Genomic DNA, 26,910 nt, shown 5'->3' on the forward strand with positions numbered 1-26,910 from the left:
TGCTGCCGGAACCCGCACCAAGGCATTGATGGATCACCCCCCGGAGGCCCCGCTGGATGCCGCCACGCCGGTGGTCAGCGCCTTCTACGACCGCTTCCCCTACCCGGGGGACCCCCTCCAGGACGGCCCGCCCCCTGGATACAACTGGCGCTGGTGCGTGGACAGCGTGGTGGCGGTCGTGGACGGGGCCCTGCCGCCGCCGCCGCGGCCCTGGCGGATCCTCGACGCCGGCTGCGGCACCGGGGTGAGCACCGACTACCTCTGCCATCTCAACCCCGGCGCCAGTGTGCTGGCGGTGGACATCAGCGCCGGTGCCCTGGCGGTGGCCCGCGAGCGCACCGCCCGCTCCGGGGCCGCCGGCCGGGTGGCGGAGCTGCGCATCGAGCAGCGCAGCCTGCTCGACCTGGCGGGGGAAGGCCCCTTCGACTACATCAACTCGGTGGGAGTGCTGCATCACCTCGACCGGCCCGAGGAGGGTCTGCGGGCCCTAGTGCCCCTGCTGCGGCCGGGGGGGCTGCTGCACCTCTTTCTCTATGCCGACGGCGGCCGCTGGGAAATCCACCGCACCCAGCGGGCCCTGGCCCTGATGGGGGTGGGCACCGGACCGGCGGGTCTGCGGCTGGGCCGGGAGCTGTTCGCCACCCTGCCCGAGACCAACCGCCTGCGGCGGCACCACGAGCAGCGCTGGGCCCTCGACACCGCCGCCGATGCCAACTTCGCGGATATGTACCTCCACCCCCAGGAGACCAGCTACGACCTGGAGCGCCTGTTCCGCTTCGTCGACCAGCCCGGCATCCGCTTCGCCGGCTTCTCCAATCCCGAGGTCTGGGATCCGGCCCGGCTGCTGCAGGGGGAACTGCTGGAGCGGGCCCGGGCGCTGTCGCCGGCGCAGCAGTGGGCCCTGGTGGAGAGCCTCGATCCCGACATCAGCCACTTCGAGTTCTTCCTGCGGCGCCAGGACGGCGACGGGGCGCCGGACGCGGCAACGCAGGAGTGGAGCGACGCGGCCCTGCTGGCGGCCGGGGGCGAGTGCAACCGCTGCCTGTGGGGCTGGCCCTCCACGGCACTGCTGGGTCCCGACCTGCGTCCCCTGACCATCTCGGAGGAGGAGCTGGCCCTGATGGAGGCCCTGGAGGCGGCCCCCGCCGGCACGCCGATCGGGGCGCTTCCCCTGGCCCAGGGCCCCGCCGAGCGGCTGGCGGCGGCGCGGCGGCTCCTGGAGGAGCGGGTACTTCTGTTGCTTAGAGCCTGAACGGGCCGAGTGATAAAGTCCGCACGCCAAGACGGAGCCTCGTCGGTTGCAGGCTGCCCTGACCCCCTCCCCGGATGCCGTCCCCCCCGCGGAGACGTCGACCGAAGAGGTCGCAGTCCATCCGACCATCGAGCCTCCCCCCCAGCCTGAACTCGCCGCCGCTCCGGCGACGGTGAACAACGGCATGGACGGTTACCTGCGGCTGCAGCGCCGGATGCTTCTTTCCACGGTCTGTGCCACCGCCCTGGCGGTGCCCCTCACGGCCCTGTGGTTCGACCTTCCCACCGCTTTCAGTCTGCTGGTGGGAGCCCTGGCGGGGCTCCTGTACCTCCGCCTCCTGGCCCGCAGCGTGACCCGCTTCGGCGTCGAAACCAAGGGGGTGGGCAAGGCCCAGCTGCTGGTGCCGGTGGTGCTGGTGGTTGCGGCCGCCAGGCTCCCCGTCCTCGAGATCCTGCCCGCCGTGCTGGGATTTCTCCTCTACAAGCCCGCCCTGATCGTTCAGGCCGTCCTCGACACCTGAATCCATCCATCTCAAGCCGCCTCGGCGGCCCTCTTCAGCCGCTCCGGCGGCCCAGACGTTCCGCCAGGCCCTACCCCCGATGGCTCCGTTGCCCCTAGCCCTTCCCTTCGCCGCCCTCGAGGTCGGCCAGCACCTCTACTGGCAGCTCGGCAATTACAAGATCCACGGCCAGGTCTTCCTGAGTTCCTGGGTCGTGATCGGCGCCCTGCTCGCCGTGGTCGTGGTCGGCACGCGCCGCCTGGAGCGCGATCCCAGGGGCGTGCAGAACCTGCTGGAGTTCCTCTGGGATTACCTGCGGGACATCGCCCGCGAATACATCGGTGAGAAGGCCTACCGCGACTGGCTTCCCTTCATCGGCACCCTGTTCCTGTTCATCTTCGTGAGCAACTGGGGCGGGGCCCTGATCCCCTGGAAGCTGGTCCACCTGCCCAGCGGTGAACTGGGCGCCCCCACCGCCGACATCAACACCACCATCGCCCTGGCGCTGCTGGTGTCGCTGGCCTACTTCTATGCGGGCCTGAGCCGCAAGGGTTTCCGGTACTTCGAGTACTACGTGGAACCCACGCCGATCATGCTCCCCTTCAAGATCGTCGAGGACTTCACCAAGCCGCTCTCGCTCTCCTTCCGTCTGTTCGGCAACATCCTTGCCGACGAACTGGTGGTGGCGGTGCTGGCGTTCCTGGTGCCCCTGGTGGTGCCCCTGCCGGTGATGTTCCTGGGCCTGTTCACCAGCGCCATCCAGGCCCTGATCTTCGCCACCCTGGCGGCCTACTACATCGGTGAGGCCGTCCACGAGGAGCACCACTAGGTCTGCCCCTCGCCGGTCCGTCCCCCCGGTCTGGCAAACTCTCTGCGCGCAGGTCCGGCTCGATCCGGGCCCGCCTTCCCAGGTGTCCCCGGCGCAGGGTTCTCGACAAGGTTCCTTCCGCGCTTCCCCGGCGCCCCACATTTCTAACCCCACCATGGATTCCCTTACTTCCGCTGCGTCCGTCGTGGCTGCTGGTCTTGCCGTCGGTCTCGGCTCCATCGGTCCTGGCATCGGCCAGGGCACCGCTTCCGGCGGCGCCGTCGAAGGCATCGCCCGTCAGCCCGAAGCTGAAGGCAAGATCCGCGGCACCCTGCTGCTCTCCCTGGCCTTCATGGAATCGCTGACCATCTACGGCCTGGTGGTCGCCCTGGTGCTGCTGTTCGCCAACCCCTTCTCCTGATCGGAGGCCATCGCGGGGATGACAGGGCCGCCCGTTCGTTGCGGCCCTTCTCCACCCCCGGCTCCATCCACGCCTCCACCACCGCCCGCCTTATTGCCCCATGACCAGCTGGCTTCTGCTTGCCGAGGCAGGTGCGACCGCAGGGTCGCCCGAGGGAGGTCTGTTCGACCTCGACGCCACCCTGCCGCTCATGGCGCTGCAGGTGGTGATCCTCACCTTCATTCTCAACAGCCTGTTCTTCCGACCGGTCGGCAAGGCCGTCGAGGACCGTGAGGGCTACATCGCCACCAGCCGGACCCAGGCGAAGGAGAAGGTCGCCCAGGCCGAACGCCTCGAGGCTGATCTCAAGGAACAGCTGAAGGGGGCCCGACTCGAAGCCCAGAAGGTGATTCTGGAGGCCGAGCAGGATTCCGACCGTCTCTACCGTGAGGCCCTGGCGGTGGCCCAGGCGGAAGCCATCGCGAGCCGCGAAGGCGCCCGCAGCAAGATCGATGCTCAGCGCGCCGAAGCCCTGAGCGCTCTCGAGGCCGATGCCGACAGGCTCGCCGACCTCATCGTCGACCGTCTCCTGACCGCCTCATGATCACCTCCACCATCCCGTCGCTCCTCGCGAGCCACGGCAGCTTCGGCCTCAACCTCGACATCTTCGAGACCAACATCATCAACCTGGCGATCGTCATCGCCGGCCTGACGTGGTTCCTGAGGGGCTTCCTCGGGGGCATCCTGGAGCGCCGCCGCGAGAGGATCCTGGGGGAACTCAAGGACGCCGAGGAGCGCCTGAATGCGGCCACCGCCTCCCTCGCCGAGGCCCAGAAGAGCCTGGGTGAAGCCCGCACCCGCGCCGAGAAGATCCGCGCCGACGGCAAGGTCCGTGCCGAGGCCATCCGCTTCGAGAGCGAGAAGCGCACCGTCGAGGAGATGGCGCGCCTCAAGCAGGACTCCCAGTCCGACCTGGATTCGGAGGTCTCCCGGGTCAGCCGGCTGCTGCAGCGCGAGGCCGCCGAGATGGCCATCGCCAAGGCCCTGGTCAGCCTGCCCGGTCGCCTCGATGCCAGCACCCAGGCCCAGCTGATCGATCAGTCCATTCAATCGATGGGGAACGCCTGATGCCTCTGCTCAACACCATCACCACCCCCTACGCCGACGCCTTCCTTCAGGTGTGCGACGCCAACGGCGACACCGAGGCGGTGATCGATCAGGCCCGGGCGATCCTCGCCCTCTGGCACGACTCCAGCGACCTGCGTGAGGCGATGGCCTCCCCGGTCCTCGAGGTCGAAGGCAAGAAGGCGGCGCTCGAGAAACTCTTCGGCAAGGACATCTCCCCCTCCTTCCTGAATCTGCTCAAGCTGCTGGCCGACCGCCAGCGCATCGGTTTCCTCGATGCCGTCCTGGAACGGCTCCTGGATCTCTACCGCGAGCAGAACCACATCGCCCTGGCCACCGTGACCTCGGCGAGCCCCCTCAGCGAGGACCAGCAGGCGCTGCTCGCCGAGAAGGCCAAGGCTGTGGCCGGCACCGACAAGGTGGAGATCAGCCTCGCGGTGGATCCTGCCCTGATCGGCGGGTTCGTCCTCAGTGTCGGCTCCCGGGTGATCGACGCCAGCCTCGCCGGTCAGGTGCGGCGCCTCGGCCTGACGCTCGCCAACGTGAGCTGACGCTTCCTTCCCTCCCCCCCACTCCTCCCCACTTCATCGCCTCCCCTCCGGGGACTCCCACCCATGGTTTCCATCCGCCCCGACGAGATCAGCGCCATCCTCAAGAAGCAGATCGCCGACTACGACAAGTCGGTCTCTGTCAGCAACGTCGGCACCGTCCTGCAGATCGGTGATGGCATCGCCCGGGTCTACGGCCTCGAGCAGGTGATGGCCGGTGAGCTGGTGCTGTTCGAAGACGGCACCGAGGGCCTGGCGCTGAACCTGGAGGACGACAACGTCGGCGTCGTGCTGATGGGCGAGGGCCTGGGCATCCAGGAGGGCAGCACCGTCAAGGCCACCGGCCGCATCGCCGCCGTGCCGGTGGGCGACGCCATGCTGGGTCGGGTGGTGAACGCCCTGGGTCAGCCGATCGACGGCAAGGGTGAGATCGCCACCACCGAGACCCGCCTGATCGAGTCGATGGCGCCTGGCATCATCCAGCGCAAGTCTGTGCATGAGCCCATGCAGACCGGCATCACGGCCATCGACGCCATGATTCCCATCGGCCGGGGCCAGCGCGAACTGATCATCGGCGACCGCCAGACCGGCAAGACCGCCATCTGCATCGACACCATCCTCAACCAGAAGGGTGAGGACGTCGTCTGCGTCTACGTGGCCATCGGCCAGAAGAACGCCTCGGTGGCCAACGTGGTGGAAGTGCTGCGTGAGCGTGGCGCCCTCGATTACACCGTGGTGGTGGCGGCCAGCGCCTCGGAAGCGGCGGCCCTCCAGTACCTGGCCCCCTACACCGGCGCGGCCATCGCCGAGTCCTTCATGTACAAGGGCAAGGCCACCCTGGTGGTGTACGACGACCTCACCAAGCAGGCCCAGGCCTACCGCCAGATGTCCCTGCTGCTGCGCCGTCCCCCCGGCCGTGAGGCCTACCCCGGCGACGTCTTCTACTGCCACAGCCGCCTGCTGGAGCGGGCCGCCAAGCTGTCCGACGCCATGGGCAAGGGCAGCATGACCGCCCTGCCGATCATCGAGACCCAGGCCGGTGACGTCTCGGCCTACATCCCCACCAACGTGATCTCGATCACCGACGGCCAGGTGTTCCTCAGCTCCGACCTGTTCAACTCCGGCCTGCGGCCCGCCATCAACGTGGGCATCTCCGTGAGCCGGGTGGGCGGCGCCGCCCAGACCAAGGCCATCAAGAAGATCGCCGGCACCCTGAAGCTGGAGCTGGCCCAGTTCGACGAACTGGCCGCCTTCTCCCAGTTCGCCTCCGACCTCGATGCCGCCACCCAGGCCCAGCTGGCCCGGGGCAAGCGCCTGCGTGAACTGCTCAAGCAGCCCCAGTTCAGCCCCCTGATCCTGGCTGAGCAGGTGGCCGTGGTGTACGCGGGCGTCAAGGGTCTGATCGATGACGTGCCCGTGGAACTGGTGCCCCAGTTCGCCCGCGAACTGCGTGAGTACCTCAAGAGCAGCAAGCCCGAGTACATCAACAAGGTTCAGACCGACAAGGTGCTGAGCGACGAATCCGAAGCCATGCTCAAGGAGGCCATCCGCGAGGTCACCTCCACGATGCTGGCCGCCGCCTGAGGAATCTCCACCCATGGCCAATCTCAAGGCAATCCGTGACCGGATCAGTTCGGTCAAGAACACACGCAAGATCACTGAAGCCATGCGGCTGGTGGCTGCCGCCAAGGTGCGTCGCGCCCAGGAGCAGGTGCTGCGCACCCGCCCCTTCGCCGACCGCCTGGCCCGGGTGCTCCAGAACCTCGAATCCCGCATGGGCTTTGAGGGCGCCGATTCACCGCTGCTGGCCGAGCGCCGGCCGGTGGGCACCATCACCCTGCTGGTGGTCACCGGCGACCGGGGCCTCTGCGGCGGCTACAACGCCAACGTGATCCGCCGGGCCGAGCAGCGCTTCGCCGAGCTCAAGGGCCAGGGCTTCACCGTGGACATGGTGCTGATGGGCCGCAAGGCCATCACCTACTTCACCAACCGCTCCTACCCGATCCGGGCCACCTTCACCGGTCTGGAGCAGGTGCCCACCTCCCAGGAGGCGAACGAAATCTCCAACGAAGTGCTTGCCGAGTTCCTCTCCGCCAGCACCGACCGCGTGGAGATCGTCTTCACCCGCTTCATCAACCTGGTGAGCTCCCAGCCGGTCGTCCAGACCCTGCTGCCCCTCGATCCCCAGGGCATCGCCAGTTCCGATGATGAGATCTTCCGTCTCATCACCCGTGACGGCCGCCTCGGGGTGGAGATCGGCAAGGTGGAGAACACCGAGCCGGCCCTGCAGCCGGACTTCGTGTTCGAGCAGAGCCCGGAGCAGCTGCTCAATGCCCTGCTGCCCCTCTACCTGGCCAACCAGCTGCTGCGCTCCCTCCAGGAAGCGGCCGCCAGCGAACTGGCCAGCCGGATGACGGCCATGAACAACGCCAGCGACAACGCCAAGGCGCTCGCCAAGACCCTCACCCTCGACTACAACAAGGCCCGCCAGGCGGCCATCACCCAGGAGATCCTGGAAGTGGTGGGTGGCGCGGCCGCGATGGGCTGATCGTCAGCTCCAGGTGGCCGGTGGCGGGATCCCGCTCCCGGCCCAACTGCCAGCCTTCCGTGCAGAGCAGCATGATTTCCATTGTCGTCCGCACCAGGCTTCCGTGGCAGAGGTGGCCCCCCAGGGTGCGCCCCTCGGCGTCGGCCACCACCAAGTGCAGGTGGGCGCCATCCCTGCTGACGCTGCCCGCCAGCGTGATCACCTCCTGCGGACCTGCCAGCACGACCCCCCGGGCCTGATCGGCGAAGCGCAGCACCGGACTCTCCAGGCTGCCGATCCCGCAGACGATGAAGCCGCAGAACTCCGGATCGGCCTGGGCCATCCGTTCCAGTTCGCCGCGCAGATCCACTCCCGGTGGCAGACGCAGGGGACGGTGGGAGGCGCTGGGCATCCGTTGATCCGCTCAGGCCTCAACAGCCACAGACATACTGCTTCTCGTTGAACAGCCGCAGGCAGGCGTCCACCACGTCGGGGTCGTAGAGGGTGTCTCTGTTTTTGCTGATCTCCGCCAGGGCGGCATCGCTGCCCAGGCCGGCACGGTAGGGACGGTGGGCGCACATGGACTGCACCACGTCGGCGACCGCCACGATCCGGGATTCCAGCAGCAGTTCATCTCCCCGCAGGCCGTTGGGATAGCCGCTGCCGTCCATCCGTTCGTGGTGTTCGTGGACAATCCGGGCAATCGGCCAGGGGAATTCGACGTCCTTGAGGATGTTGTAGCCAGCCTCGGCATGGTCCTTGATCAGGTCGAATTCATGACGGGTCAGTTTCGTCGGCTTGCAGAGGATTTCCGCCGGCACCATGATCTTGCCGATGTCGTGGACGGAGGCGGCCAGCTGCAGACCTTCCAGCTGTCGCACCGGTAGCCCCATCTCCACCCCGATGGCCAGGGCCAGCTTGTCCACACTGTGCTGGTGGCCGGCGGTGTAGGGATCCCGCATCTCTGCCATCCCGCCCAGGGCAGTGAGCAGTTGCTTGTAAAGCCTCTCGTTCTCCTGGAGTGTTCTGTTCAACTCTTCCTCGGCGATCGCCCTGGCGATCAAGCTGCCGAGGCGGGCGGCAATCGTGTCCAGCAGTACCCGTTCTTCCGCCAGGAATGGCCCTTCGATGGCCTCGGTGAATGGTTCGGTATAGCCAACATCCACCCTGCCGTAGATGGTGTCTTTGGTCCTGATTGGCGATGACTGAACGGATTGGCAACGATCAATATCGCCCGTCTGGTACACCTTGGGACCCTGTGAAATCCGGGCAATGGTGTGGCCGGAATGCAGCCATGCTTGCGGGATGGCATCGACCGTCTGCTGAAGAATGTCGTCGATGCTGCCCTGGCTGGCGCCAATGATCCTCTCGATCTGCTGGAGGCAGTGCAGTTCCTTTCTGCGCTCCTGCAACACCATCCCTAATCCCATAGGCAAGGTGGCCTGTGCTTTGGTGGTGACTTGGAGCGTCGCTTTCCGCCCGCCGTTGGGCCCATATCCCTTCTTTATCGCAGTCATCGTCCCACCTTCTCATCGAGGGGAGCAGAACAGCACGGAAGCACCTGTAACGGTGGTCAGTACCTTTCTGTCTTCTTTACACTACACCTGTGTCAGCAAGCTCGGACGCGTTTCACGTCCCACGGCGCCGCCGCGCTCTTGTGGTCCTACCACGGAGCTGGTGGGCGTCCGCTGGGGGGCGCTCTTGCCTGGGGATGCCGTGGCTCAGTTCACCGCAAGGGAGAAAGAACGCCGCGAGCGACGGCTCTACGGCATGTCCCACCACCGCGACGCCTTCCCGTTGCAGCAGCTGGGCCTGGCTGTCGCCGCTGGGATCGCGCTTGGGCACGCCCAGGCTTCCGTCTGCTGACACGACGCGATACCAGGGAACCTCCATCTTCGTGTTGTCGTCCAGCTGGCTGAGGATGTAGGCCACGTGTCTGGGCATCACCGCCAGATGCTCCCCGATGGATTGGTAGGTGGTGATCTTCGATTCGGGAATCGTCGCGACGATCCGGAGCACCTGAGCCTTGATGCGGGCGAAAGCCTCTGACTTCGCCATGGGGGACTAGTTCTGGTCGCGCACGGAGATGATGACGTTACCCTTCTTTCGTCCCGTGTCGACATAATGATGGGCATCCACGATCTGATCGAGCGGATAGATCCGATCAATCACGGGTTGGAATGCTCCCGCCTCCGCCAGGGCGGCAAGCGTGAGCAGATCGTCGCGTTTCACGGTCGCGGGGCCGGCGATCACGCTGCGGCCGGATGTCAGCGACACCCATAGCCCCTTCAACATGTCGGGCAGTCCGGCCAGCACCAGCAGCAGCCGCCCCCCCTTCCGGAGTGAGCGCCGGCAGCGGGAAAAGGGCGCCGTGCCGACCGTGTCGACAATCACCTCATAGGTTTCGCCGTAGAGGGTGAAGTCGTCCCTGGTGTAATCGATGACCTGGGCCGCCCCCAGGGAGCGCACCAGTTCGAGGTTCGCTGCGCTGCACACCCCGGTGACCTCGGCCCCGGCGTGCCGGGCCAGCTGGACAACGGCCGTGCCCACCGCCCCGGAGGCCCCATTCACCAGGATCCTCTCCCCGGGTCGCAGCTTGGCTCTGCGCAGGAAGTCCAGGGCCGTCGTGCCGCCGAAGCACAGCGCGGCGGCCGTTTCGTCCGTGAGGCCGGGCGGTGTGGCCACCACCATGCCGTCCTCGGGCAGGCAGAGGTATTCGGCATGGCAGCCCATGGCCATGTCGCTGAAGGCGAAGACCCGCTGCCCCACCTGGAATCGGGTGACGTTCCTGCCGATCGCCGCGACAACCCCGGCCAGCTCCGAGCCGAGGATCGGCTGCCTGGGCTTCCGCAGGCCGAACACCAGCCGCATGATCAGGCCGAATCCCGCCGGCACCGTCTGGCTCCGAATCCGCCAGTCGGCCGAGGTGACCGTGGTGGCATGGATCCGGATCAGGATCTCACCGGCTTTCGGGGTGGGGGTGGCGATCTCGCGGATCTTCAGCACCTCCGGCGGCCCGTAGCGTTCGGCGAGGACGGCCTTCATGGCAGGGGGGATCCTAGAAAGGAGGAATAGGCCCTGGTGAGGGCTTGCTTGCCCCCCGTTTCCACCACGGCGCCGTGGGCCACGATCACCCGGTCGAAGTCCCACTGCAGGAGAGCCTTCATGGCTTGGAGCAGCGCAGCTCTGTCCGAAGTGGCCAGGCGCTCGAGAATGGTGGGCTCCAGGCGAGCGTAACCACCGCCGATCCGCGTGAGGCAGCGGGTGAGCCAGGGGGCGGAGGCATCGAAGTGGAAGGCGCTGTCCGTGAGGACGAGTGTCCGGCTGGCGGTGTGCCAGAAGGCCACCTCATGCAGTGGCGATGGGCCGGTGGGCCCCAGGGTGTGGAGCCCGCTGAGGCTGCACAGCAGCAATCCCGGCCATGGGGATGGCTCTTCCGTGCTCAGCAGATGATCCAGCTCCAGATGGGGGCACTTCTGCCTCAGGAAGGGCGGACCCCAGCTGATGGCCTGGGGAAAGCGCTGCTGGAAGGCCTGGAGATAGAGATGGTGGAAGGCGTTGGGCGCCACGATGTCGGTGACGACACCGATGGCGGCCAGTTCGATTTCGAGCTCAGGGGTTGGCTGAATCGGCGAAAGGATCACCAGCCGGTTGCTGTTCTCCAGGCGGATGACGCTCATCCGGGTGCCGATGCTCAGGCCGAAGTAGCGCTGCGGTTGTTCGGCCACCCAGAGATCATCGGCGAGGCGCCGCAGCATGGGTGAAGCAGGAGGCTGGGCCAAACCTAAGGGCCCGCGCCAACGGGTGTTTGGCGTCAGCCGGCCGGGCGAAGAATCCGCAGCATCGCGTTACCGCCGCGCTGGAATTCGTAGGGCACCCGTTCGATCGCCACCGTGAAACCCTCCGCCCGCAGGGCGGCGGCGCTCTCCTCCAGATGGGGCGACAATTCACCCCCCAGGGTGAGCAGCGGAAACACCCGCACCTCCCGCGCCACGCGGACCAGCTCCAGCAGCGAGGCCCGATGGAAGGCGGCGTCCAGCTGCAGGCTGTACAGGAACAGCAGATGGGAGCAGAGGGCCAGCTCGAAGCTGGCGTCGGCGAAGGGCAGGGAGGGCAGCGCGGCCTCCACATACCGCCCCTGCGCCACGCCGGCTGGATAGTCGTCCAGGAAGGTCCCCATGGCCTCCATGCGCCGCCGGCCGAGTTCCTCGACCGAAGGGATGGCCTCCCAGACGAAGTCGCTGTGGTTCTGCCGGATCTGTTCGATCACCTGGTCGTAGGTGGCGGCGATGCGGGAGCCGATCTCCTCCCGGCTGAAGCGATAGATCGGATCACAGGAGATCACCGCCGTGCCCCTGCGGCTGGCTTCGGCATTGAAGCTGGCCGGGCCATCCCCACAGCCCAGGATCCGGCACGCCAGGTCGTCCGCCGTGAGAGCGAACATGGCCCCGTACTCCTCGAAGGAGCGGCCCCAGGGGACGACCTGATCCAGGCTGAACATGGCGGAACTGGAGGGGTGGGGTCGAGCCAGGGAATGATTGTCCCGTTCCCTCCCGGTTCTCTCCCCTTTCGTCCATGGCCGATGCCGCCGCCCCCGCCGCCCCCGCCGCCACCCTGGCGATCGAGCCCCTGTTTCCGATGGCCCTGGGCCGGGTGCAGCTGGCCCCCGATCCCCTCGACACCGCCCTGCTGCTGCAGCGGGCCCTGGAGCTGCGGGAGCGGGACCCCAGCGAGGAAGGCGTGGCCTGGACCGGCGATGTGCGCGGCGCCGGGGAACTGCACCGCGACCCCCTGTTCGCCCCCCTGATCGGCCGGCTGGCGGGCCATGCCTGGGCGTATCTGGCGGCGCTGGGGTTCGATCGCCGGCGCCTGGCGTTGCATGTGCAGCGCAGCTGGCCGGTGATCAGCGAGGCCGGCGAGCAGGTGGGGCGCCACCACCACCCCAACGCCCACCTCAGCGCCATCTATTACCTCAACGGCGACGGCAGCGGCCGCAGCGGCTGCCTGCGCCTGTTCGCTCCCCGCCAAGTCAATGAGCTGGTGCCGGGGCTGGCGGTGGGCCAGGACGGCCCGATCGGGGCCGATGCCGCTCTCAACCGCCCCTGGCACGACGTGGCCCCCCGGGCGGGGCTGCTGCTGCTGTTCCCCTCGTCGGTCGACCATGCGGTGCTGCCCAACGGGGACCCGGAGGACACCCGCTTCTCGCTCAGCATCGACTTCGTGCTCACGGCCCCGGCGAACGCGCCCGATCCGGGCGAGTACCTCGCCCCCCACCCCGGTCGCTGGCTGGCGATCGGGGAAGATGGGACCGAGCCGGGAGCCTGAGCCGCCCTGCCAACGCCGCCCTCCCCGACCCCCATCCCCCGTGTCCGAGATCACCCCAGCGACGAGCCCAGCCACCGCGTCGGAGCTCCCCGTCTTCCAGATCAGCGCCAGCCTGGATGGCACGTCCTACAGCTTTCCCTGCCGCGGCGACCAGACGGTGCTGAGCGCCGCCGAGGCCGCCGGGGTGCCCCTGCCAAGCTCCTGCTGCTCGGGTGTCTGCACCACCTGCGCCGCCCTGCTGCGCAGCGGCACGGTCCACCAGCCCGATGCCATGGGCGTCAAGGCCGAGCTGCAGGCCAAGGGCTATGCCCTGCTGTGCGTCTCCTATCCCCTGGCCGACCTCGACCTGCTGGCCGGCCAGGAGGACGCCCTCTACGAGGCCCAGTTCGGTCAGTTCCAGAAGTGAGCGCCCTGGTGCCCCTGGAGCTGTGGCTGCAGGCCTGCCCCGGTCCGCTGCTGCCCCAGCTGCGGCAGGGGCTGGCCCGGGAGGCCCGCCGCCTGGCCGGTGAGGGCGCCGAACCCCTGCGCTGGGCGATCACGGCGGTGGATCCCCACCGCGGCCTGCGGCTGGAGGGGATCGTGGTGGCGCCGGTACCGGCACCCGGCCCTTGAGCGCGGCGGCTCCGCCCCTGCCCACCCTGCTGGTGATTCCCACCGGGGTGGGCTGCGCCGTGGGCGGCTTCGCCGGCGACGGCCTGCCGGCGGCCCGGCTGCTGGCGGCGGCCAGCGGCTGCCTGATCACCCACCCCAACGTGATGAACGCCGCCTCCCTCTACTGGAGCGACCGGCGCCTGCATTACGTGGAGGGCTGGAGCCTCGACCGCTTCGCCGCCGGCGAGCTGGCCCTCGCTCCGGTGCCCAGCCAGCGGGTGGGCGTGCTGCTGGATGCGGGCATCGAAGCGGAGCTGCTGCTGCGCCACCGCCAGGTGATCGACGCCTGCCGCGCCAGCCTGGGGCTGACGATCGGCCCGGTGCTCAGCAGCGACGTTCCCCTGGAGGTGAGCCTCTCGATCGGGCCCAGCGGCAGCAGCTGGGGCACCATCGGCCGCCCCGACGCCCTGCTGCGGGCCGGTGAAGCGCTGCTGGCGGCCGGGGCCACGGCCATCGCCGTGGTGGCTCGCTTCCCCGACGAGCCCGGCAGCGACGCCCTGGCGGCCTACCGCCACGGCACGGGGGTCGATGGCCTGGCCGGGGCGGAGGCGGTGATCAGCCACCTGCTGGTGCGCCACCTGGGGGTGCCCTGTGCCCATGCCCCCGCCCTGGCGCCGCTGTCGCCCGACCCCGGGCTGGATCCCCGGGCGGCGGCCGAGGAGCTGGGCCACACCTTCCTGCCCTGCGTGCTGGTGGGCCTGAGCCGGGCCCCCTCGCTGCGGCCCGAACCGGCCAGCGGCAACGGCCTGCTGCACGGCGCCGATGTGGGGGCGGTGGTGGCACCGGCGGGAGCCCTGGGGGGGGAGGCGGTGCTGGCCTGCGCCGGGCGGGGCGTGCCCGTGATCGCCGTGGAGGGAAATCCCTGCCTGCTGCAGGTCAGCGGTGAGGCCCTGGGGCTGCCGGTGATCCCGGCCGCCAGCTACGCCGAGGCGGCCGGGATCGTGCTGGCCCTGCGGGAGGGCCTCGATCCGGCGGCCCTGCGGCGGCCCCTGCCGACCCATAAAGGCCCAGGCTGAGGGGGGCTAGGGCTCGCCCAGGAAGTCCCGCTTGCCCAGCTCCACGCCGTTGTGGCGCAGGATGTCGTAGGCGGTGGTGACGTGGAAATAGACGTTGGGGAGCATGAAGAGCAGCAGGAAGCTCTGGCCGCTGAAGCGGAGCGTCTCGCCCCGGATGGGCAGTTCGATCGGCTTGGTTTCGGTGCCGTCGATCTGCTCGGGGGTGAAGGCCTCCAGGCTGGCGAGGGTCGTCTCGATGCGGCCGATGAGGTCGTCGAAGCCGGCTTCGTTGTCCTCCATCGCGGCGCTTTCCACCCCGGCCAGCCGGGCCAGGCCGCGGCGGGCGATGTCGGTGGCGATCTGCACCTGGCGCACCAGGGGGAACATGTCGGGGTAGAGGCGGGCCTGCAGCAGCACGGCCTGATCAATCCCTTTGGCTTCGGCGTGGGCGGCCGCCTTGGCCAGGATCGCCGCCAGGTTGCGCAGGCTGCGGGCCAGGGGCGGAACGGCCGCCTCGAACATCGAGAGGGTCATGGCTGGGGCGGGTGCCGGGGGCAGGCGAAGCGGACTGTAGGCCTGTCGAGCCGGTGGCCCGGCAGCGGCGATGAGCAGAAACACTCAGCCGGTTTCCCCCCTAAAGCGGACCGATTGCGAGTTAAGCTCTCTGCGATCGCTGCTCCGGGCGGCGCGTCGTCAAGTCGTTCTTCACAGATTCACATGGCTGCCATCGAAAAGGTCCCCAGCGTCGTCTTCAAGACCCGTGTGCGCGATGAGTCCGTGCCCGGGCCCAACCCCTTCCGCTGGCAGGACCTGACCACCGACGACATCTTCAAGGGCAAGAAGGTGGTGGTCTTCTCCCTCCCCGGTGCCTTCACCCCCACCTGCTCCTCCAACCACCTGCCCCGCTACGAGGCCCTGTACGAGGAGTTCAAGGGCCTGGGTGTGGACAGCATCGTCTGCGTGTCCGTCAACGACGCCTTCGTGATGTTCCAGTGGGGCAAGCAGGTGGGCGCCGACAAGGTGTTCCTGCTGCCCGACGGCAACGGTGAGTTCAGCCGCAAGATGGGCATGCTCGTCGAGAAGGACAACCTGGGCTTCGGCGCCCGCTCCTGGCGCTACTCGATGCTCGTCAACGACGGCACCATCGAGAAGATGTTCGTGGAGCCCGGGCTTGAGGACAACTGCCCCACCGACCCCTTCGAGTGCTCTGACGCCGACACGATGCTGGCCTACCTGAAGGGCACCGCCCCCGCCGGCGTCTCCGCCCCCAGCCGCGAGTTCGTCGGCTGAGGCTCCCCCAGAGCTGAGCTCCTCACCCCCGTTCCGTCCGCGGATCGGGGGTTTTCCTTTGCCGGGAGGATGTCCCACCGGCGTCGCCTCGCCAGCATGGGCCCATCGGATGACGGCAGGCGAGGCGTTGGATGAGGTCGTGGGCGAGGCGGGGAACAGTGCCATCGGCACCACCAGCTTCCGTTTCCGGCCCGTGGGTCCCGGTCGCTTCTTCGTGGCGGCGTTTCTCTCGTTGTGGCTCTGCGGCTGGCTGGCGGGGGAGGTGTTCGCCCTCTGGGTTCTGTGGAGGATCCTGGGCGCCTTTCTGGTCAGCGGTGAAGGGGCGGCCCTCCCGGCGGCCCTGTTCCTGGTGCTGTGGCTGAGTCTCTGGACTTTCGGTGGCGCCGCCGCCCTGCGGGAGGTGCTGCGGGTGCTCTGGTCGGAGGACCGGCTGACCGTCGCGGCGGACGGGGGGCTGGAGCGGCAGGTGCGGCGGGGACCCTTCCGCCGCCGCCGGGCCCTGCCTGGACGGGAGATCCGTCAGTTCCAGGTGCGCGGTGCGGGCGTCTGGGGTGGGCCCCTGGTGGCCGAGCTGCCCGGACGCAGCCTCGAGATCACCCGGCTCGGCAGCCTGCGCCAGCGGCAGGAGGCCGCCGAGCAGCTCAACCGGCGGCTCGGCCTGCGCCCCCTCGCCGAGGAGCCGGCCGATGGCCCGGGCCAGGCCCAGAGCCGGATCCCGGCGGTACCGGTCCTGCCGGCGGGCTGGCAGGAGCTCACCCCCTCCTTCGGCAGTCCGCTGCTGGTGCCCGAGCAGGCCCTGCGGCGGCAGCAGCGCCGCGTGATGGGCCTGGTCAACCTGGTGCTGGGGGGGCTGCTGGCCCTGATGCTGCGGAACGGCCCCGGCTGGCCGGGGTTCTGGGCCCTGGGGATTCCGCTGGCGCTGCTGGCCCTGGCCGGCGTCTGGGGGCAGCTCTGGCTGGCCTTCGGGCGCCTGGAGTGGCGGCTGGAGCCACGGGTCCTGGTGCTGCAGCGCCGTTTCGGCCAGCGCCTGCGCACCCTGGGGGAAGCCCGGGCCCTGGAGCTGGTCGAGCTGGTCGATTCCGAAGGGGACCGCTCCTACCGACTCCAGGCCCTCCGGACCCCCGATCCGCCCCTGCGGGTCGGGGACCACGCCACCGATCCGACCCCCCTGCGCCACCTGGGGGCCTGGCTGGCGGCGCGCGCCCACGTTCCCTTCGACGACCGGGTGCCCAGCGAGGAGCAGAGGCGCCAGCAGCGGCGCGCCGAGATGGAGCGACTCCGTCAGCAGCTGGCCGGCTCCGGGCGACTGGGGCGCTGGGCGGCCCGGCAGCTGGAGCGGGCCGAGGCGGCCGGGGCCGAAGCGGCCGCGCGGCGGCCGGACACCTGATGGGCCCGGCTCCGCCGGGGGATCAGCCATCCGTTGGCAGCAAACATCTGCCGGGGATCCATTGCTTCTCTCGGTGCCAACGGCGATCCGCTCACGCTGCGTGAAGCGGAAAGTTCGGCTAGCATTTTTTCAATGATCTCTGCAGATTTACCGCAAAAGCGCTTCTTCACACCAGCGCTTCTGCCAAGGATCTGCATCACGCCCCATGGAGATGGTGCACGGTTGCCATGGGTTTTTCCGACACGTTTCCCTTCCTGCATCCCGCCTCCGGGCAGAGAAAACGCCAAAAGGTGGTCAGCGATACGGCCATTAACTTTGAACCTCTTCCGGCGAGGTTGACGGCCCTTTCAGGGAGCCAGGGGTCTCCCTTCCCGGATCTCCCAAGGGCGGGCCAGGGGGTGGCGGACGGGAGTCAGCCGATCCTCGACGCCCTGCCGGATCCGTTCCTGATGCTGCGGCCCGAGAGGGGTGCTGCCGGCACCATCACGGATTTCATCTGCACCTATGCCAACGGAGCGGCCAGCCGTGTTCATGCCCACCAACTGGAGCGGATCGTGGGGGCGCGGTTGCTGGATCTCCACCCGGTCCACCGCTCCGGCGGCCTGCTTGAACAAGGCGTCCGGGCCTTCGAGTCAGGGGAGACTGTGGAGGTCACGGCCCCCGGCTGCCCGGGCGACGCCGCGTCGGCCCCGCGCCGCCTGCGCCTGTTCCCCGCCGGCGGGTGGCTCTGCTGCCTCTGGAGCGGGGCCAGCGAACCGGCCGACCTGCGCCGACGGTTGTCGGAGCTGGAGAGGCGCCATCGCCTGCTGGCCGGCCATGCCTCCGATCTGGTGATCGAGGTGGATGCCGATCACCGGATTCTCTGGGTCTCGGAATCGGTGCAGGCGCTGCTGGGCTGGTCACCCGCCGCCCTGGTCGGCCGACCCGCCATGGCCTTCGTCCACAGGGACGACCGCTGCCGGGCCCTGCGCGCCGGCCTGGGCCTGCACGAGCGGGGCCGCTTCGAGGGCGAGCTGCGGATCCGCCGCGCCGACGAGGGCTGGTGCTGGATGGGGGGCAGCGTCCGGCCGGTGCCGGAGGGGAGCGGCGGGGCCTGGGTGCTCTGCCTGCGCGATATCCAGGACCGGATGACGATCCGCACCGAGCTCGACCACAGCCAGCGCCACGACGCCGTCTCCGGCCTGGCCGTCCGCAGCGTCGCCCTGGCCCGGATCCGCCAGGCCCTCGATCGCCAGGCGGGCACCGGCTCGATCCTGGCGGTGCTCAGCATCGGCGTGGACGGGCTCACCCAGGTGAACGATGCCCTCACCCATGCCGGCGGCGACCAGCTGATCGCCTTCCTGGGGGGGAGGATCGTCCGGGCGATCGGCGAGCCGGACCGGGTGGGCCGCGGCACCGGCGATGAATTCATCGTCCTGCTCAGTGATCTGACGTCCGCGGCCGCGGCCGCCCACACGGCCGAGGGGATCCTCACGGCCTGCCGGGCGCCGATCACCATCGGCGGGCAGCCCATCGATCCCACCGTGAGCATCGGCATCGCCACCTCCGCTGCCGACGCCCGCCCCGACGAGCTGCTGCGGGATGCCAGCCTCGCCATGCGTCAGGCCAAGGCGCGGGGCCGCAACTGCTTCGCCCTGCTCGACGACGCCCTGGCCACCGAGGCCCACACGCGCCTGCTGTTCGCGGCCGAGATCCAGCGCGGACTGGTGATGGAGGAGTTCGCCGCCTGGTTCATGCCGATCGTCTGCTTCGCGAGCGGCGCGGTCACCGGCTACGAGGCCCTGGCCCGCTGGGTGCGCCCCGACGGCATCGACGTCAGCCCCGCCGAGTTCCTCCCCTGCGCCGAGCGCCGCGGCCTGATCGTCCGCATCGACCAGCTGGTGCTGCGCCAGGCCCTGGCGGCCCTCTCCCGGCTGCCCGAAGGCCTCACCATGGCGGTGAACGTCTCGGCGGCCACCCTCGCCCAGCCCGATCACCCCCAGCTGGTGGCCGAAGCCCTCCAGGCCGCCGGGGTGGCCCCGGAGCGGCTGCATCTGGAGGTCACCGAGACGGCCCTGCTCAGCGTCACCGACCGCATCCGGCAGCAGATGCAGCAGCTCGCCGGCCGTGGGGTCCGCTGGTACGTGGATGATTTCGGCACCGGCTACTCCTCGATCAGCCATCTCCGCGACCTGCCCATCGCCGGCTTGAAGCTGGACCGGTCCTTCACCTGTGCGATGCGGGCGAAGGACACCAAGAGCCTGCGGCTGTCCCAGGCACTGGTGGGGGTGGCCGAAGGCCTGGAGCTCGACACCGTGGCCGAGGGGGTGGAAACCATCGAGGAGGCCCGTCTGCTCACGTCCCAGGGCTGGTTGCGGGGCCAGGGCTGGCTCTACGGCGAGGCGGCTCCCCTGGAGCCCTAGGCCTCCGCTTCAGGACAGCTCGGCGCAGCAGGCCGCGAAGGCCGCCGCGGGATCGGCGGCGCCGCTGATCGGGCGCCCGATCACCAGCTGGCTGGCTCCGGCCGCCACGGCCTGCGCCGGTGTCATCACCCGCCGCTGGTCGGCCGTGGCACCGCCGGCGGGGCGGATCCCGGGGGTCACCAGGGCGAAGGGCCGGGGATGGGCGGCCCGCAGCCGGGCCACCTCCAGGGGGGAGCAGACCGCTCCGGTGAGGCCCGCCGCCGCCGCCAGCGCCGCCAGTTGACCCGCGTAGGCCTCCAGCGGTGGTTCGATGGCCAGCTCGTGGTGGAAGCGGTCGGGATCCCAGCTGGTCAGCACGGTCACCGCCAGCAGGGTGGGGGCGCCGTGGCCCTCGAGCGCGGCGCCCTCCACGGCCGCGGCCTGGGCGGCGGCGAGGGCCTCGCTGCCGGCGCTGGCGTGCACGGTGATCAGTTCCGCCCCCAGCCGGGCGGCGCTGCGGCAGGCGCCGGCCATGGTGGCGGGGATGTCGTGGAACTTCAGATCCAGGAACACCCGCAGGCCCCGTCGCCGCAGTTCCCGCACCACGGCGGGTCCGGCGGCGGTGAACAGCTCCAGGCCCACCTTCACCCAGCGCAGCTCCGGGACCGCCGCCACCAGGGCCAGGGCCGCGTCGGCGTCGGGGCGGTCGAGGGCGAGGATGATCCGTTCGGCAGGCTCCATGGCCGTGGCGTTGCGGTCGGCGTCCGCCATCAGGCCACCAGCCGCCGGAAGGTTTTCTTGCCCATCTGCAGCACCTTGCCGTCCAGGTCCTCGGCGCTGGCGAACTCCTGGTTGGGGTCGCTGAGCTTTTCACCGTCGAGCTTGACGCCGCCCCCCTGGATCTGGCGCCGCCCCTCGCTGCTGCTGGCGCAGACCTGCAGGGCGCTGAGCAGGTAGAACGCCTTGAGGGGGAAGGCCAGCCCGGCCAGGGAGGCCTCGGGCACGCTGTCCGCCTGGAGTCCGTCCCCAGCCCCTCCCGTTCCGGTGAGGCCGGCGGTCACCAGAGCGGCCGCATCGGCCTGGGCCTGCAGGGCCGCGTCGCGTCCGTGGCGGCTGGCGGTCACCTCCAGGGCCATGGCCTTCTGCCGCTCCCGGGGGTTGGTGGGCAGGGCCGCCGTGTCCAGATCGGTGAGCAGGGTGAGGTAGTCCTCCACCACCGCGTCCGGCACCTTCTCAAGCTTGGAGTACATCGACAGGGGGTCCTCCATCAGCCCCACGGTGTTGCCCAGGCTCTTGCTCATCTTCTGCACCCCGTCGAGGCCGGGCAGGATCGGCAGCAGCAGCCCGAACTGGGGTCGCTGGCCGAAATGGCGCTGCATGTCGCGCCCCATGGCCACGTTGAACTTCTGGTCGGTGCCGCCCAGTTCCAGGTCGGCGGCGACGGCCACCGAGTCGTAGCCCTGCAGCAGGGGATAGAGGAATTCGTGCAGGCTGATGGGGGTACCCGAGCCGTAGCGGTTGGCGAAGTCCTCCTTGGCCAGCATCTGGCCCACGGTGCTGATGCCCAGCAGCTCGATCACCTGGGGTAGCGCCAGGCCGGCGAGCCACTCGGAATTGCGCCGCACCTCCAGCCGGCCGGGGGTCTCGAAGTCGAGCAGGGAGCGCTCGGGGGGCTGGCCCTGGCCCAGCTGGGCCAGGTAGGTGGCGGCATTGGCCTCCACCGCCGCCGCATCGAGCTGCACGCGGGTGCTGCTCTTGCCGGTGGGATCGCCGATGCGGGCCGTGAAGTCGCCGATGATCAGTACCGCCGTGTGGCCGGCGTTCTGGAAGGCGCGCAGCTTGCGGAACAGGAGGCTGTGGCCGAGGTGGATGTCGCTGCCGGTGGGATCGATGCCCAGCTTCACCCGCAGGGGCCGGCCCTGGCGTTCCGCCTCCGCCAGCCGGGCCTCGAGCCGCTGATCCGGGTCGGGGTCCTTGCCGGCGGGGAACAGGTCGGCAAGGCCCCGGGCCAGGGCGTCGGCCAGGGGCGGCACCGCCAGCGGCTCTCCCGGCGGTTCCGCCTGATGTGCCACCTGATTCGCGTGCTCCGCTTCCCCCATTGACACCAGCCGCCTGCCTGGGGGGGATGGTAAGCAGCCGGGGTGCTCCGCTCGCTCAGCCCAGCAGGGCCACCACATCGGCCGCGGCCCGCTCGCCGCTGGCCACCGCACCCTCGAAGAAGCCCGGCCAGCGCTCCGCCACCTCCGTGCCGGCCCAGAACACCCGGCCGTGGGGCCGCAGCAGGGCGTCGCCGCTGCGGGTCCACAGCCCGGGGGGCATCCAGCCGGCAAAGGCCCCGCCGACGAAGGGCTCCCGCGGCCAGTCCTTCTCGACGTAGTCGAGCGGCTCCAGCGCCATCGGACCGAAGTAGGCGGCCAGATCCTCCAGGACCGCCGCCCGGCGCTGCCCGGCGTCGAGGGTCGACCAGCGCCCGTGGCGGCGGCCCGCCACGAAGGCGGCGATCACCCCCAGACCGGTTTCGGGATCGGAGCTGTCGGCGCAGAGTTCCACCCAGGGGCGATCGCCGATGCCGATGCCGGCCAGTCCAGCCTCCCGCCACCAGGGGCTGCGGTAGGCGACCAGCACCTTGGTGCAGCGGCCCATGGCCATGCCCTCCTGGAGGGCGAGCCGATCGGCCGGCAGCTCGGGCGTGAAGCGGATCGCGGCCGCCATCGCCGGCGGCATGGCCACGATCACCGCCCGGCCGTGGTGGCTGCCGTTGTCGGTGGTCACCGTGATGGTGCCCTCCGCACCGTGGCCGGAGGGACCCTCGCTCTGGTGGATGGCCCGCACGGGCTCCCCCAGCACCAGGGCGTCCCCCAGGCCTTCGGCCAGCAAGGCCGGCAGCTGGCCGGCACCGCCGTGGATCAGCTCCTCCTCGGGGTGGTCGCCCTGGGAGGCCGTGCGCTGCCCCCAGGCCACATGCAGCAGGGACACCTGGTCCGGCTCCGCCGGCCCGAGAAAACCGACCGCCCGGCAGAAGTAGGCGAAGTACCAGGCGGCGAAGGGGGTGTGGGTGTGGGCCTCGATCCAGTCCTGGAAGCTCAGCCGGTCGAGGGCGGCGGCGTCGGGATGGTGATGGGGATGGCCCTCCGGCAGGGACACCACCAGCTCCTGGAACCGCTCCAGGGCCTGCATCGCGTCCTCCCAGTCCGCTCTGGGCACCGAAGGCGGCTGCCCCTCCGGGAACCCCTGGAAGAAGCCGCTGAAGGTGCAGCGATGGGAGCCGAAGCAGAGGACCGTCTCACCGTCGTGGGGGGAGGGGAACCGGCGCAGGCCGTGCTCCTCAAGCAGGGAGCGGAAGCGGGAGTGGGTGGCGCCCACCCACTGACCGCCCAGGTCGATCCAGGCGGCAGGCACGGCCCCGGCTGGCCCGGCCCCCTCCAGCGTCAGGGGCGCCCGCACCATGCGGCCCCCCACGGCCGGCGCCGCCTCGATCACCTGCACCGACAGGCCGGCCCTGCGCAGATCCCTGGCGGCCACCAGCCCGGCCAGCCCCGCTCCGATGACGATGACGTCCTTCACGCCGGATCAGCCCGCCGCATCGAGCTGGCCCTTCATGCGCTCGAGGGTGAGGGTCATCTGTTCGAACATCTTCTCGGGGGTGAGGCCGAACTGGCCCAGCTGGGTGCGCAGTTGTTCGACGGTGAGCTTGGCCTGGAAGTCCTCGGAGAGTTCGAAGCGCTTCATGAACACCTGATAGCGCTCCATCATCTCCTCCATCCGTTCGATGTACAGCTTCTTGCCCTCGCGGTCGAACTTGCCGTATTCACTGCCCAGCTGCATCAGCTGCTGGTAATCGCTGAACAGCCGCTTCGCTTCGTCCTGGACGATCTCGGAGTCGAAGAAAGCCATGGGGACGTCTGCTCCGGACTGCGGGAGAGATCGATTCTGCAGAGAGCGGGCACCCCTGGGGAGTGCGGATCCACGTATCACGGTCCCCGGACCGCCATGGCCGATACCGAAATGGAGTCGATCCCCTGGTGAGGATGGTTGCCCCCCATCGCTGGGGTGTCCCCGCCGCTGCGCCCGTGGACCTCACCCCCCTGCTGCCCCAGGTGCGTGACGACCTCAGCCGGGGACTGGCGCTGCTCAACGGTGTCCGGCTGGTGCTGTGCCTGGGCAGCCGGGCCCAGATCACCCTGCTGATGGGCACGCCCGCCCGGATCCTGGGGGCTGCCACCACGGCCGCCGAGGGGTTCGCCCAGGTGCGCCGCCATCGACCCGACCTGCTGCTGGTCAGTGACCGGCTGCAGGAGGGATGCGGCGTGGACCTGGTGGTGCAGGTCAAGGCCCGCCACCCCGAGGTCCGCACCCTGCTGGTGGTCTCCCAGGAGCACCGCCTCGCCCGGATCCGGCAGGCCCTGCAGGCGGGCTGCGACGGCATCGTGCCCGAGTCGCGGCTGCTGCATGGCTCCGGCCTGCAGGCCCTGCACGCCGTGCTCAGCGGCGACCTGTACCTCGACCGTGCCCTGGTGGGGGCGGTCCTGGCGGACCAGGAGCCCGGCGGCGACGCCGAGCCGCTCAGTGCCCGGGAGCGGCAGGTGCTCGAGCGGGTGGTGCAGGGCCTGACGAACCACGAGATCGCCGGGGAGCTGATGGTGTCGGTCGACACCGTCAAGACCCATGTGCGCAACGTGCTGCTCAAGCTGCGGGCCCGGGGCCGCATCCAGGCGGTGGTCATCGGCCTGCAGCTGGGCCTGGTCGACTGGCCCCGACCGGGAGGCAACCGCTAGCTTCAGGCCCGATGTGCGCGCGCTCGGGCCTCCATGGCAGGACGCCACTGGCTGGATCCCCTGGCCCGCCGCCTGCTGGAGGCCACCGGCCAGCTGCCGCCCCTGCCGCCGCCTCTGTCGCCGCCGCAGCCAGGAGTCGCCGGGACTGGGGCCGCCGGGATGGGCGCCGAAGAAGCGGTCGAACGCGAGTTGCTCGCCCTCAAGCTGGCCCTGAACCCGGCGCTGCGGTTCCGGGATGGGGCCGAGGTGCGCCAGGCGGCCGCCCTGGGCTGGAGCCTCGAGGTCAACCTCGCCGAGGCCGGCGACTGGCTGCGGCTGCCCGGCTGCCCCCCGGAGCTGGTGGATCGGCTGATCCGGCTCCAGGGCGAGGGTCAGCAGTGGTCGGGCCCCGGGGATCTGGCCGCCGGGCTCCAGGTGTCCTCCGCCCAGGTGGGGATCTGGCGGCCGGTGCTGCGCTTCCGGCGCCGGGGCCAGCCCAGGTCTGCGCCCCTGCCGCCGCCACTGGCGATCAACCAGGCCTCTGAACGGCTGCTGCAGGAGCGGCTCGGCCTGGGGCCGGAGCGCTGCCGCTGGCTGCTGCAGGAGCGGGCTCGCCAGCCCTTCCGGGATCTGGCCGATCTCCAGCACCGCCTGGAGATCTCCCCCGAGCAGGTGGAGCGCTGGATCGGCCGGTTCCGCTACGACGCCGCCCCGGGGCCGGTGCTGCCGCCGGCCCCGGGGCGAGCCCGATGAGCCGCCAGGGGGAACTGTTTCCGGCGGCTGCGGTGGCCGGCGCCCCGCTGCCTGCTTCGCTGCCCCTGTGGCAGGAGCAGCTGCTCGCCTGGCAGGCCCGTCTCGCCGACCATCAGGCACCGCTCTTCGCCGCCACCGGTGCCGCCGTCCCCCTCCAGCAGGGGCAGCTGTTCCCCATCCCCGCCGACCCCGGCGATCCCCTCGAGTTGGCGCGACGCCTCGATCCCCTCAGCCTCAGCCCCCAGAGCCTCTCCTTCTGGCGCTGGCCCCGGCTGCCCCAGCAGGGGGCGGCCCTCTATCTGGTGATGGATCGCCCGCCCCAGCTGCCGCTGCCCCTGTTGCTCTACGTCGGTGAGACGGGCCGGGCCGACCAGCGCTGGAAGGGCGACCACGACTGCAAGGACTACCTGGCGGCCTACGGCGAGGCCCTGGCGCGGGCGGGTCTGGAGGCGAGGCCGAGCATCCGCTTCTGGTCGGACGTGCCGGCGGCGGTCGGCCCCCGCCGGGCCCTGGAGCAGGCCCTGATCCGGCGCTGGCTGCCCCCCTTCAACAAGGAGACGCGGGACCGCTGGGCCACCCCGTTCACGGCCGATCCCGCCTGAATTCCAGGGCTGGGCTGGCTACGATCACGGGTCGCCTGCGCTGGGTCCATGGAGTTTCGCTGTCTTGCCGTCGACCGGGACGGACAACGTCCCCTCACGGAGAGCTGGACGGGGGACACCCTGGTGGTGGGTCTGTTCGCCGGCGGCGGCAGCGGCGACGGGCGGGGCCTGGTTGAGGAGCTGGTGGGGGAAGCCCTCGAGGGCTGGCTGCAGCGCCGCCGCTTCGAGGCCAAGAGTGGCCAGACGATCACCCTGGAGCGGCCCGGCGGCACCCCGGCCACGCTGATTCTGGTGGGTCTGGGGGATCCGGCTGAGTTCGGGCTGGACGCCCTGCGCCAGGCCGGTGCCGGTGCGGCCCGCACGGCCGCCAGCGCCGGTGCCGAGGAGCTCGGCCTGTGGTTCCCGCTGGAGGGGCTCGAGCCGGCGGCGGCGGCGGCGGCGATGGCGGAGGCCGTGCGTCTCGGCCTCTATGACGACCAGCGCTTCAAGAGCGAGGCCGAGCCCCGTTCCCTGCCGGCCCGGGTGACCGTGCTCGGGCTGGGGGAGGCCGCGGCGGCACGCCTGGCCCATGTGGCGGCCACCTGCAGCGGCGTGGAACTGGCCCGGCGGCTGGTGGCGGCTCCGCCCAACAAGGCGACCCCCCAGTCGCTGGCCGATGAGGCCGCGGCCATCGCCGCCACCTTCGGGCTCGAGCTCAAGGTGCTGGAGCGGGCCGACTGCGAGGCCCTCGGCATGGGGGCCTACCTGGGGGTGGCCCAGGGCTCCGACCTGCCCCCCAAGTTCATCCACCTCACCATCAGGCCCACCGGGGAGGTGAGCCGGCGGGTGGTGCTGGTGGGCAAGGGGCTCACCTTCGATTCCGGCGGCTACAACCTCAAGACGGCCGGCTCCCAGATCGAGATGATGAAGTACGACATGGGCGGCAGCGCCGCCGTGCTGGGGGCGGCCCGCGCCATCGCCGAGATCCGCCCCGCCGGCCTGGAGGTGCACGTGATCGTGGCCAGCTGCGAAAACATGATCAGCGGCGGCGCCATCCATCCGGGCGATGTGCTCACCGCCTCCAACGGCAAGACCATCGAGATCAACAACACCGACGCGGAGGGGCGCCTCACCCTGGCCGACGCCCTCGTCTACGCCTGCGGCCTGGAGCCTGATGCGATCGTCGATCTCGCCACCCTCACCGGCGCCTGCGTAATCGCCCTGGGCGAGGAGATCGCCGGACTCTGGTCCCCCAGTGACGGCCTGGCCGAGGCCCTGATCGCCGCCGGCACGGCCGGTGGCGAGGCCCTCTGGCGCATGCCGCTGCGCGGCTCCTACAAGAAGGGGCTCAAGAGCCACGTCGCCGACATGAAGAACACCGGCCCGCGGCCCGGGGGCTCGATCACCGCCGCCCTCTTCCTGCAGGACTTCGTGACCCGGGGGCTGCCCTGGGCCCACCTCGACATCGCCGGCACCGTCTGGAGCGACAAGGCGAGGGGGCTGGATCCGGCGGGGGCCACCGGCTTCGGGGTGCGCACCCTGGTGGCCTGGCTGGTGGCGGGCGCCGCGGCCTGAACGGCAGCGCCGCCGTCCCCGGCGGCTTTGGCCGCCGGAGCTTGCGGCCTAGGTTTGCT

The 26,910-nt window shown here is 70.2% G+C and carries 31 protein-coding genes; 20 read left to right on the forward strand and 11 right to left on the reverse strand.

Features of this window, described 5'->3' with window-relative positions; translation table 11 throughout:
* Positions 1-28 precede the first annotated feature (28 nt).
* The 9 genes from KUG38_RS03135 to KUG38_RS03175 all read left to right on the forward strand — a co-directional run bounded on the left by KUG38_RS03135 (position 29) and on the right by KUG38_RS03175 (position 7,180).
* Positions 29-1,252, forward strand: coding sequence for a class I SAM-dependent methyltransferase (locus tag KUG38_RS03135; RefSeq protein ID WP_216919006.1), 1,224 nt, complete (start codon positions 29-31; stop codon positions 1,250-1,252).
* Positions 1,253-1,298: 46 nt separating this feature from the next.
* A complete protein-coding gene (locus tag KUG38_RS03140; protein ID WP_216919007.1) occupies positions 1,299-1,772 on the forward strand; it encodes an ATP synthase subunit I in 474 nt (157 codons plus the stop codon).
* A gap of 79 nt (positions 1,773-1,851) precedes the next feature.
* Positions 1,852-2,580 (forward strand): F0F1 ATP synthase subunit A, encoded by a 729-nt coding sequence (atpB, locus tag KUG38_RS03145; protein ID WP_094585565.1) that lies wholly within the window; start codon positions 1,852-1,854, stop codon positions 2,578-2,580.
* A gap of 154 nt (positions 2,581-2,734) precedes the next feature.
* On the forward strand, positions 2,735-2,980 hold the full coding sequence (gene atpE, locus KUG38_RS03150; RefSeq protein WP_015110594.1) for an ATP synthase F0 subunit C: 246 nt from the start codon (positions 2,735-2,737) through the stop codon (positions 2,978-2,980).
* Between the two features lie 100 nt (positions 2,981-3,080).
* On the forward strand, positions 3,081-3,563 hold the full coding sequence (locus tag KUG38_RS03155; RefSeq protein ID WP_216919008.1) for a F0F1 ATP synthase subunit B': 483 nt from the start codon (positions 3,081-3,083) through the stop codon (positions 3,561-3,563).
* Positions 3,560-4,087: a F0F1 ATP synthase subunit B gene (locus KUG38_RS03160; protein ID WP_190610737.1), complete on the forward strand. Its 528-nt coding sequence runs from the start codon at positions 3,560-3,562 to the stop codon at positions 4,085-4,087. Before KUG38_RS03155 ends, KUG38_RS03160 begins: the two co-directional genes overlap by 4 nt.
* Positions 4,087-4,635, forward strand: a complete 549-nt coding sequence (gene atpH / locus KUG38_RS03165) for an ATP synthase F1 subunit delta (RefSeq protein ID WP_216919009.1) — start codon at positions 4,087-4,089, stop codon at positions 4,633-4,635. The genes KUG38_RS03160 and atpH overlap by 1 nt, the downstream gene beginning before the upstream one ends.
* Positions 4,636-4,698: 63 nt before the next feature.
* Entirely contained in the window at positions 4,699-6,216 is a 1,518-nt protein-coding gene (gene atpA / locus KUG38_RS03170; RefSeq protein ID WP_216919010.1) for a F0F1 ATP synthase subunit alpha, read from the forward strand.
* A gap of 13 nt (positions 6,217-6,229) precedes the next feature.
* A complete protein-coding gene (locus KUG38_RS03175) occupies positions 6,230-7,180 on the forward strand; it encodes a F0F1 ATP synthase subunit gamma (RefSeq protein ID WP_216919011.1) in 951 nt (316 codons plus the stop codon).
* Here the strand turns inward: KUG38_RS03175 and KUG38_RS03180 are convergent.
* From KUG38_RS03180 to KUG38_RS03205, 6 genes are all read right to left on the reverse strand, one after another.
* Positions 7,131-7,571: a PPC domain-containing DNA-binding protein gene (locus KUG38_RS03180; protein ID WP_216919012.1), complete on the reverse strand. Its 441-nt coding sequence runs from the start codon at positions 7,569-7,571 to the stop codon at positions 7,131-7,133. The genes KUG38_RS03175 and KUG38_RS03180 overlap by 50 nt on opposite strands.
* A 19-nt stretch (positions 7,572-7,590) precedes the next feature.
* On the reverse strand, positions 7,591-8,676 hold the full coding sequence (locus KUG38_RS03185) for an HD-GYP domain-containing protein (RefSeq protein ID WP_216919013.1): 1,086 nt from the start codon (positions 8,674-8,676) through the stop codon (positions 7,591-7,593).
* A 112-nt stretch (positions 8,677-8,788) separates the two neighbouring features.
* A complete protein-coding gene (locus KUG38_RS03190) occupies positions 8,789-9,217 on the reverse strand; it encodes an MGMT family protein (RefSeq protein WP_216919014.1) in 429 nt (142 codons plus the stop codon).
* A 6-nt stretch (positions 9,218-9,223) separates the two neighbouring features.
* Entirely contained in the window at positions 9,224-10,204 is a 981-nt protein-coding gene (locus KUG38_RS03195) for an NAD(P)-dependent alcohol dehydrogenase (protein WP_216919015.1), read from the reverse strand.
* The gene (locus tag KUG38_RS03200) at positions 10,201-10,917 is read right to left on the reverse strand and encodes a DUF4336 domain-containing protein (RefSeq protein WP_216919016.1); all 717 of its coding nucleotides are present in this window, start codon (positions 10,915-10,917) and stop codon (positions 10,201-10,203) included. Before KUG38_RS03200 ends, KUG38_RS03195 begins: the two co-directional genes overlap by 4 nt.
* Before the next feature lie 56 nt (positions 10,918-10,973).
* Complete coding sequence (locus KUG38_RS03205; RefSeq protein WP_216919017.1) at positions 10,974-11,660, reverse strand: SAM-dependent methyltransferase; 687 nt, start codon at positions 11,658-11,660, stop codon at positions 10,974-10,976.
* A 74-nt stretch (positions 11,661-11,734) separates the two neighbouring features.
* Between KUG38_RS03205 and KUG38_RS03210 the strand changes: the two genes are divergently transcribed.
* The 4 genes from KUG38_RS03210 to KUG38_RS03225 all read left to right on the forward strand — a co-directional run bounded on the left by KUG38_RS03210 (position 11,735) and on the right by KUG38_RS03225 (position 14,151).
* The gene (locus tag KUG38_RS03210) at positions 11,735-12,484 is read left to right on the forward strand and encodes a TIGR02466 family protein (protein ID WP_216919018.1); all 750 of its coding nucleotides are present in this window, start codon (positions 11,735-11,737) and stop codon (positions 12,482-12,484) included.
* Between the two features lie 100 nt (positions 12,485-12,584).
* Positions 12,585-12,890, forward strand: coding sequence for a 2Fe-2S iron-sulfur cluster-binding protein (locus KUG38_RS03215; protein WP_502988678.1), 306 nt, complete (start codon positions 12,585-12,587; stop codon positions 12,888-12,890).
* Positions 12,887-13,096, forward strand: coding sequence for a DUF8621 family protein (locus KUG38_RS03220; RefSeq protein WP_216919020.1), 210 nt, complete (start codon positions 12,887-12,889; stop codon positions 13,094-13,096). The genes KUG38_RS03215 and KUG38_RS03220 overlap by 4 nt, the downstream gene beginning before the upstream one ends.
* A complete protein-coding gene (locus tag KUG38_RS03225) occupies positions 13,093-14,151 on the forward strand; it encodes a DUF3326 domain-containing protein (RefSeq protein ID WP_216919021.1) in 1,059 nt (352 codons plus the stop codon). Before KUG38_RS03220 ends, KUG38_RS03225 begins: the two co-directional genes overlap by 4 nt.
* A 6-nt stretch (positions 14,152-14,157) precedes the next feature.
* Here KUG38_RS03225 and KUG38_RS03230 read toward each other — a convergent pair whose 3' ends face one another.
* On the reverse strand, positions 14,158-14,664 hold the full coding sequence (locus KUG38_RS03230; RefSeq protein WP_216919022.1) for a DUF1993 domain-containing protein: 507 nt from the start codon (positions 14,662-14,664) through the stop codon (positions 14,158-14,160).
* A 183-nt stretch (positions 14,665-14,847) separates the two neighbouring features.
* Here KUG38_RS03230 and KUG38_RS03235 point away from each other — a divergent pair, with 183 nt between their 5' ends.
* The 3 genes from KUG38_RS03235 to KUG38_RS03245 all read left to right on the forward strand — a co-directional run bounded on the left by KUG38_RS03235 (position 14,848) and on the right by KUG38_RS03245 (position 19,209).
* Positions 14,848-15,420 carry a peroxiredoxin gene (locus KUG38_RS03235; protein ID WP_216919023.1) on the forward strand — a complete coding sequence of 191 codons (573 nt, stop codon included), beginning with the start codon at positions 14,848-14,850 and terminating at the stop codon, positions 15,418-15,420.
* Between the two features lie 127 nt (positions 15,421-15,547).
* Entirely contained in the window at positions 15,548-16,807 is a 1,260-nt protein-coding gene (locus tag KUG38_RS03240; RefSeq protein ID WP_216919024.1) for a hypothetical protein, read from the forward strand.
* Positions 16,808-17,205: 398 nt separating this feature from the next.
* Positions 17,206-19,209 carry a putative bifunctional diguanylate cyclase/phosphodiesterase gene (locus KUG38_RS03245; protein WP_216919025.1) on the forward strand — a complete coding sequence of 668 codons (2,004 nt, stop codon included), beginning with the start codon at positions 17,206-17,208 and terminating at the stop codon, positions 19,207-19,209.
* A 9-nt stretch (positions 19,210-19,218) separates the two neighbouring features.
* Here KUG38_RS03245 and pyrF read toward each other — a convergent pair whose 3' ends face one another.
* From pyrF to KUG38_RS03265, 4 genes are read right to left on the reverse strand one after another with little or no spacing between them, the layout of a single operon-like run.
* Positions 19,219-19,959 (reverse strand): orotidine-5'-phosphate decarboxylase, encoded by a 741-nt coding sequence (gene pyrF, locus KUG38_RS03250; protein ID WP_216919026.1) that lies wholly within the window; start codon positions 19,957-19,959, stop codon positions 19,219-19,221.
* Positions 19,959-21,287, reverse strand: a complete 1,329-nt coding sequence (tyrS, locus tag KUG38_RS03255) for a tyrosine--tRNA ligase (RefSeq protein WP_286195587.1) — start codon at positions 21,285-21,287, stop codon at positions 19,959-19,961. Before tyrS ends, pyrF begins: the two co-directional genes overlap by 1 nt.
* Positions 21,288-21,342: 55 nt before the next feature.
* Positions 21,343-22,752, reverse strand: a complete 1,410-nt coding sequence (locus tag KUG38_RS03260; RefSeq protein WP_216919027.1) for a flavin monoamine oxidase family protein — start codon at positions 22,750-22,752, stop codon at positions 21,343-21,345.
* 6 nt (positions 22,753-22,758) lie between these two features.
* The gene (locus KUG38_RS03265; protein WP_094585584.1) at positions 22,759-23,082 is read right to left on the reverse strand and encodes a DUF1825 family protein; all 324 of its coding nucleotides are present in this window, start codon (positions 23,080-23,082) and stop codon (positions 22,759-22,761) included.
* 134 nt (positions 23,083-23,216) lie between these two features.
* Here KUG38_RS03265 and KUG38_RS03270 point away from each other — a divergent pair, with 134 nt between their 5' ends.
* Genes KUG38_RS03270 through KUG38_RS03285 form a run of 4 tightly spaced genes read left to right on the forward strand, consistent with a single transcriptional unit; the run spans position 23,217 to position 26,851 of the window.
* Complete coding sequence (locus KUG38_RS03270; protein WP_216919028.1) at positions 23,217-23,963, forward strand: response regulator transcription factor; 747 nt, start codon at positions 23,217-23,219, stop codon at positions 23,961-23,963.
* A 33-nt stretch (positions 23,964-23,996) separates the two neighbouring features.
* A complete protein-coding gene (locus tag KUG38_RS03275; RefSeq protein ID WP_216919029.1) occupies positions 23,997-24,695 on the forward strand; it encodes a ComEA family DNA-binding protein in 699 nt (232 codons plus the stop codon).
* On the forward strand, positions 24,692-25,297 hold the full coding sequence (locus KUG38_RS03280) for a GIY-YIG nuclease family protein (protein WP_216919030.1): 606 nt from the start codon (positions 24,692-24,694) through the stop codon (positions 25,295-25,297). The genes KUG38_RS03275 and KUG38_RS03280 overlap by 4 nt, the downstream gene beginning before the upstream one ends.
* A gap of 48 nt (positions 25,298-25,345) precedes the next feature.
* Positions 25,346-26,851: a leucyl aminopeptidase gene (locus KUG38_RS03285; protein WP_216919031.1), complete on the forward strand. Its 1,506-nt coding sequence runs from the start codon at positions 25,346-25,348 to the stop codon at positions 26,849-26,851.
* Positions 26,852-26,910: the final 59 nt, after the last annotated feature.

It is taken from the genome of Synechococcus sp. CCAP 1479/9, from assembly GCF_019038535.1.
In the GTDB taxonomy this organism is placed as follows: Bacteria; Cyanobacteriota; Cyanobacteriia; order PCC-6307; family Cyanobiaceae; genus Cyanobium.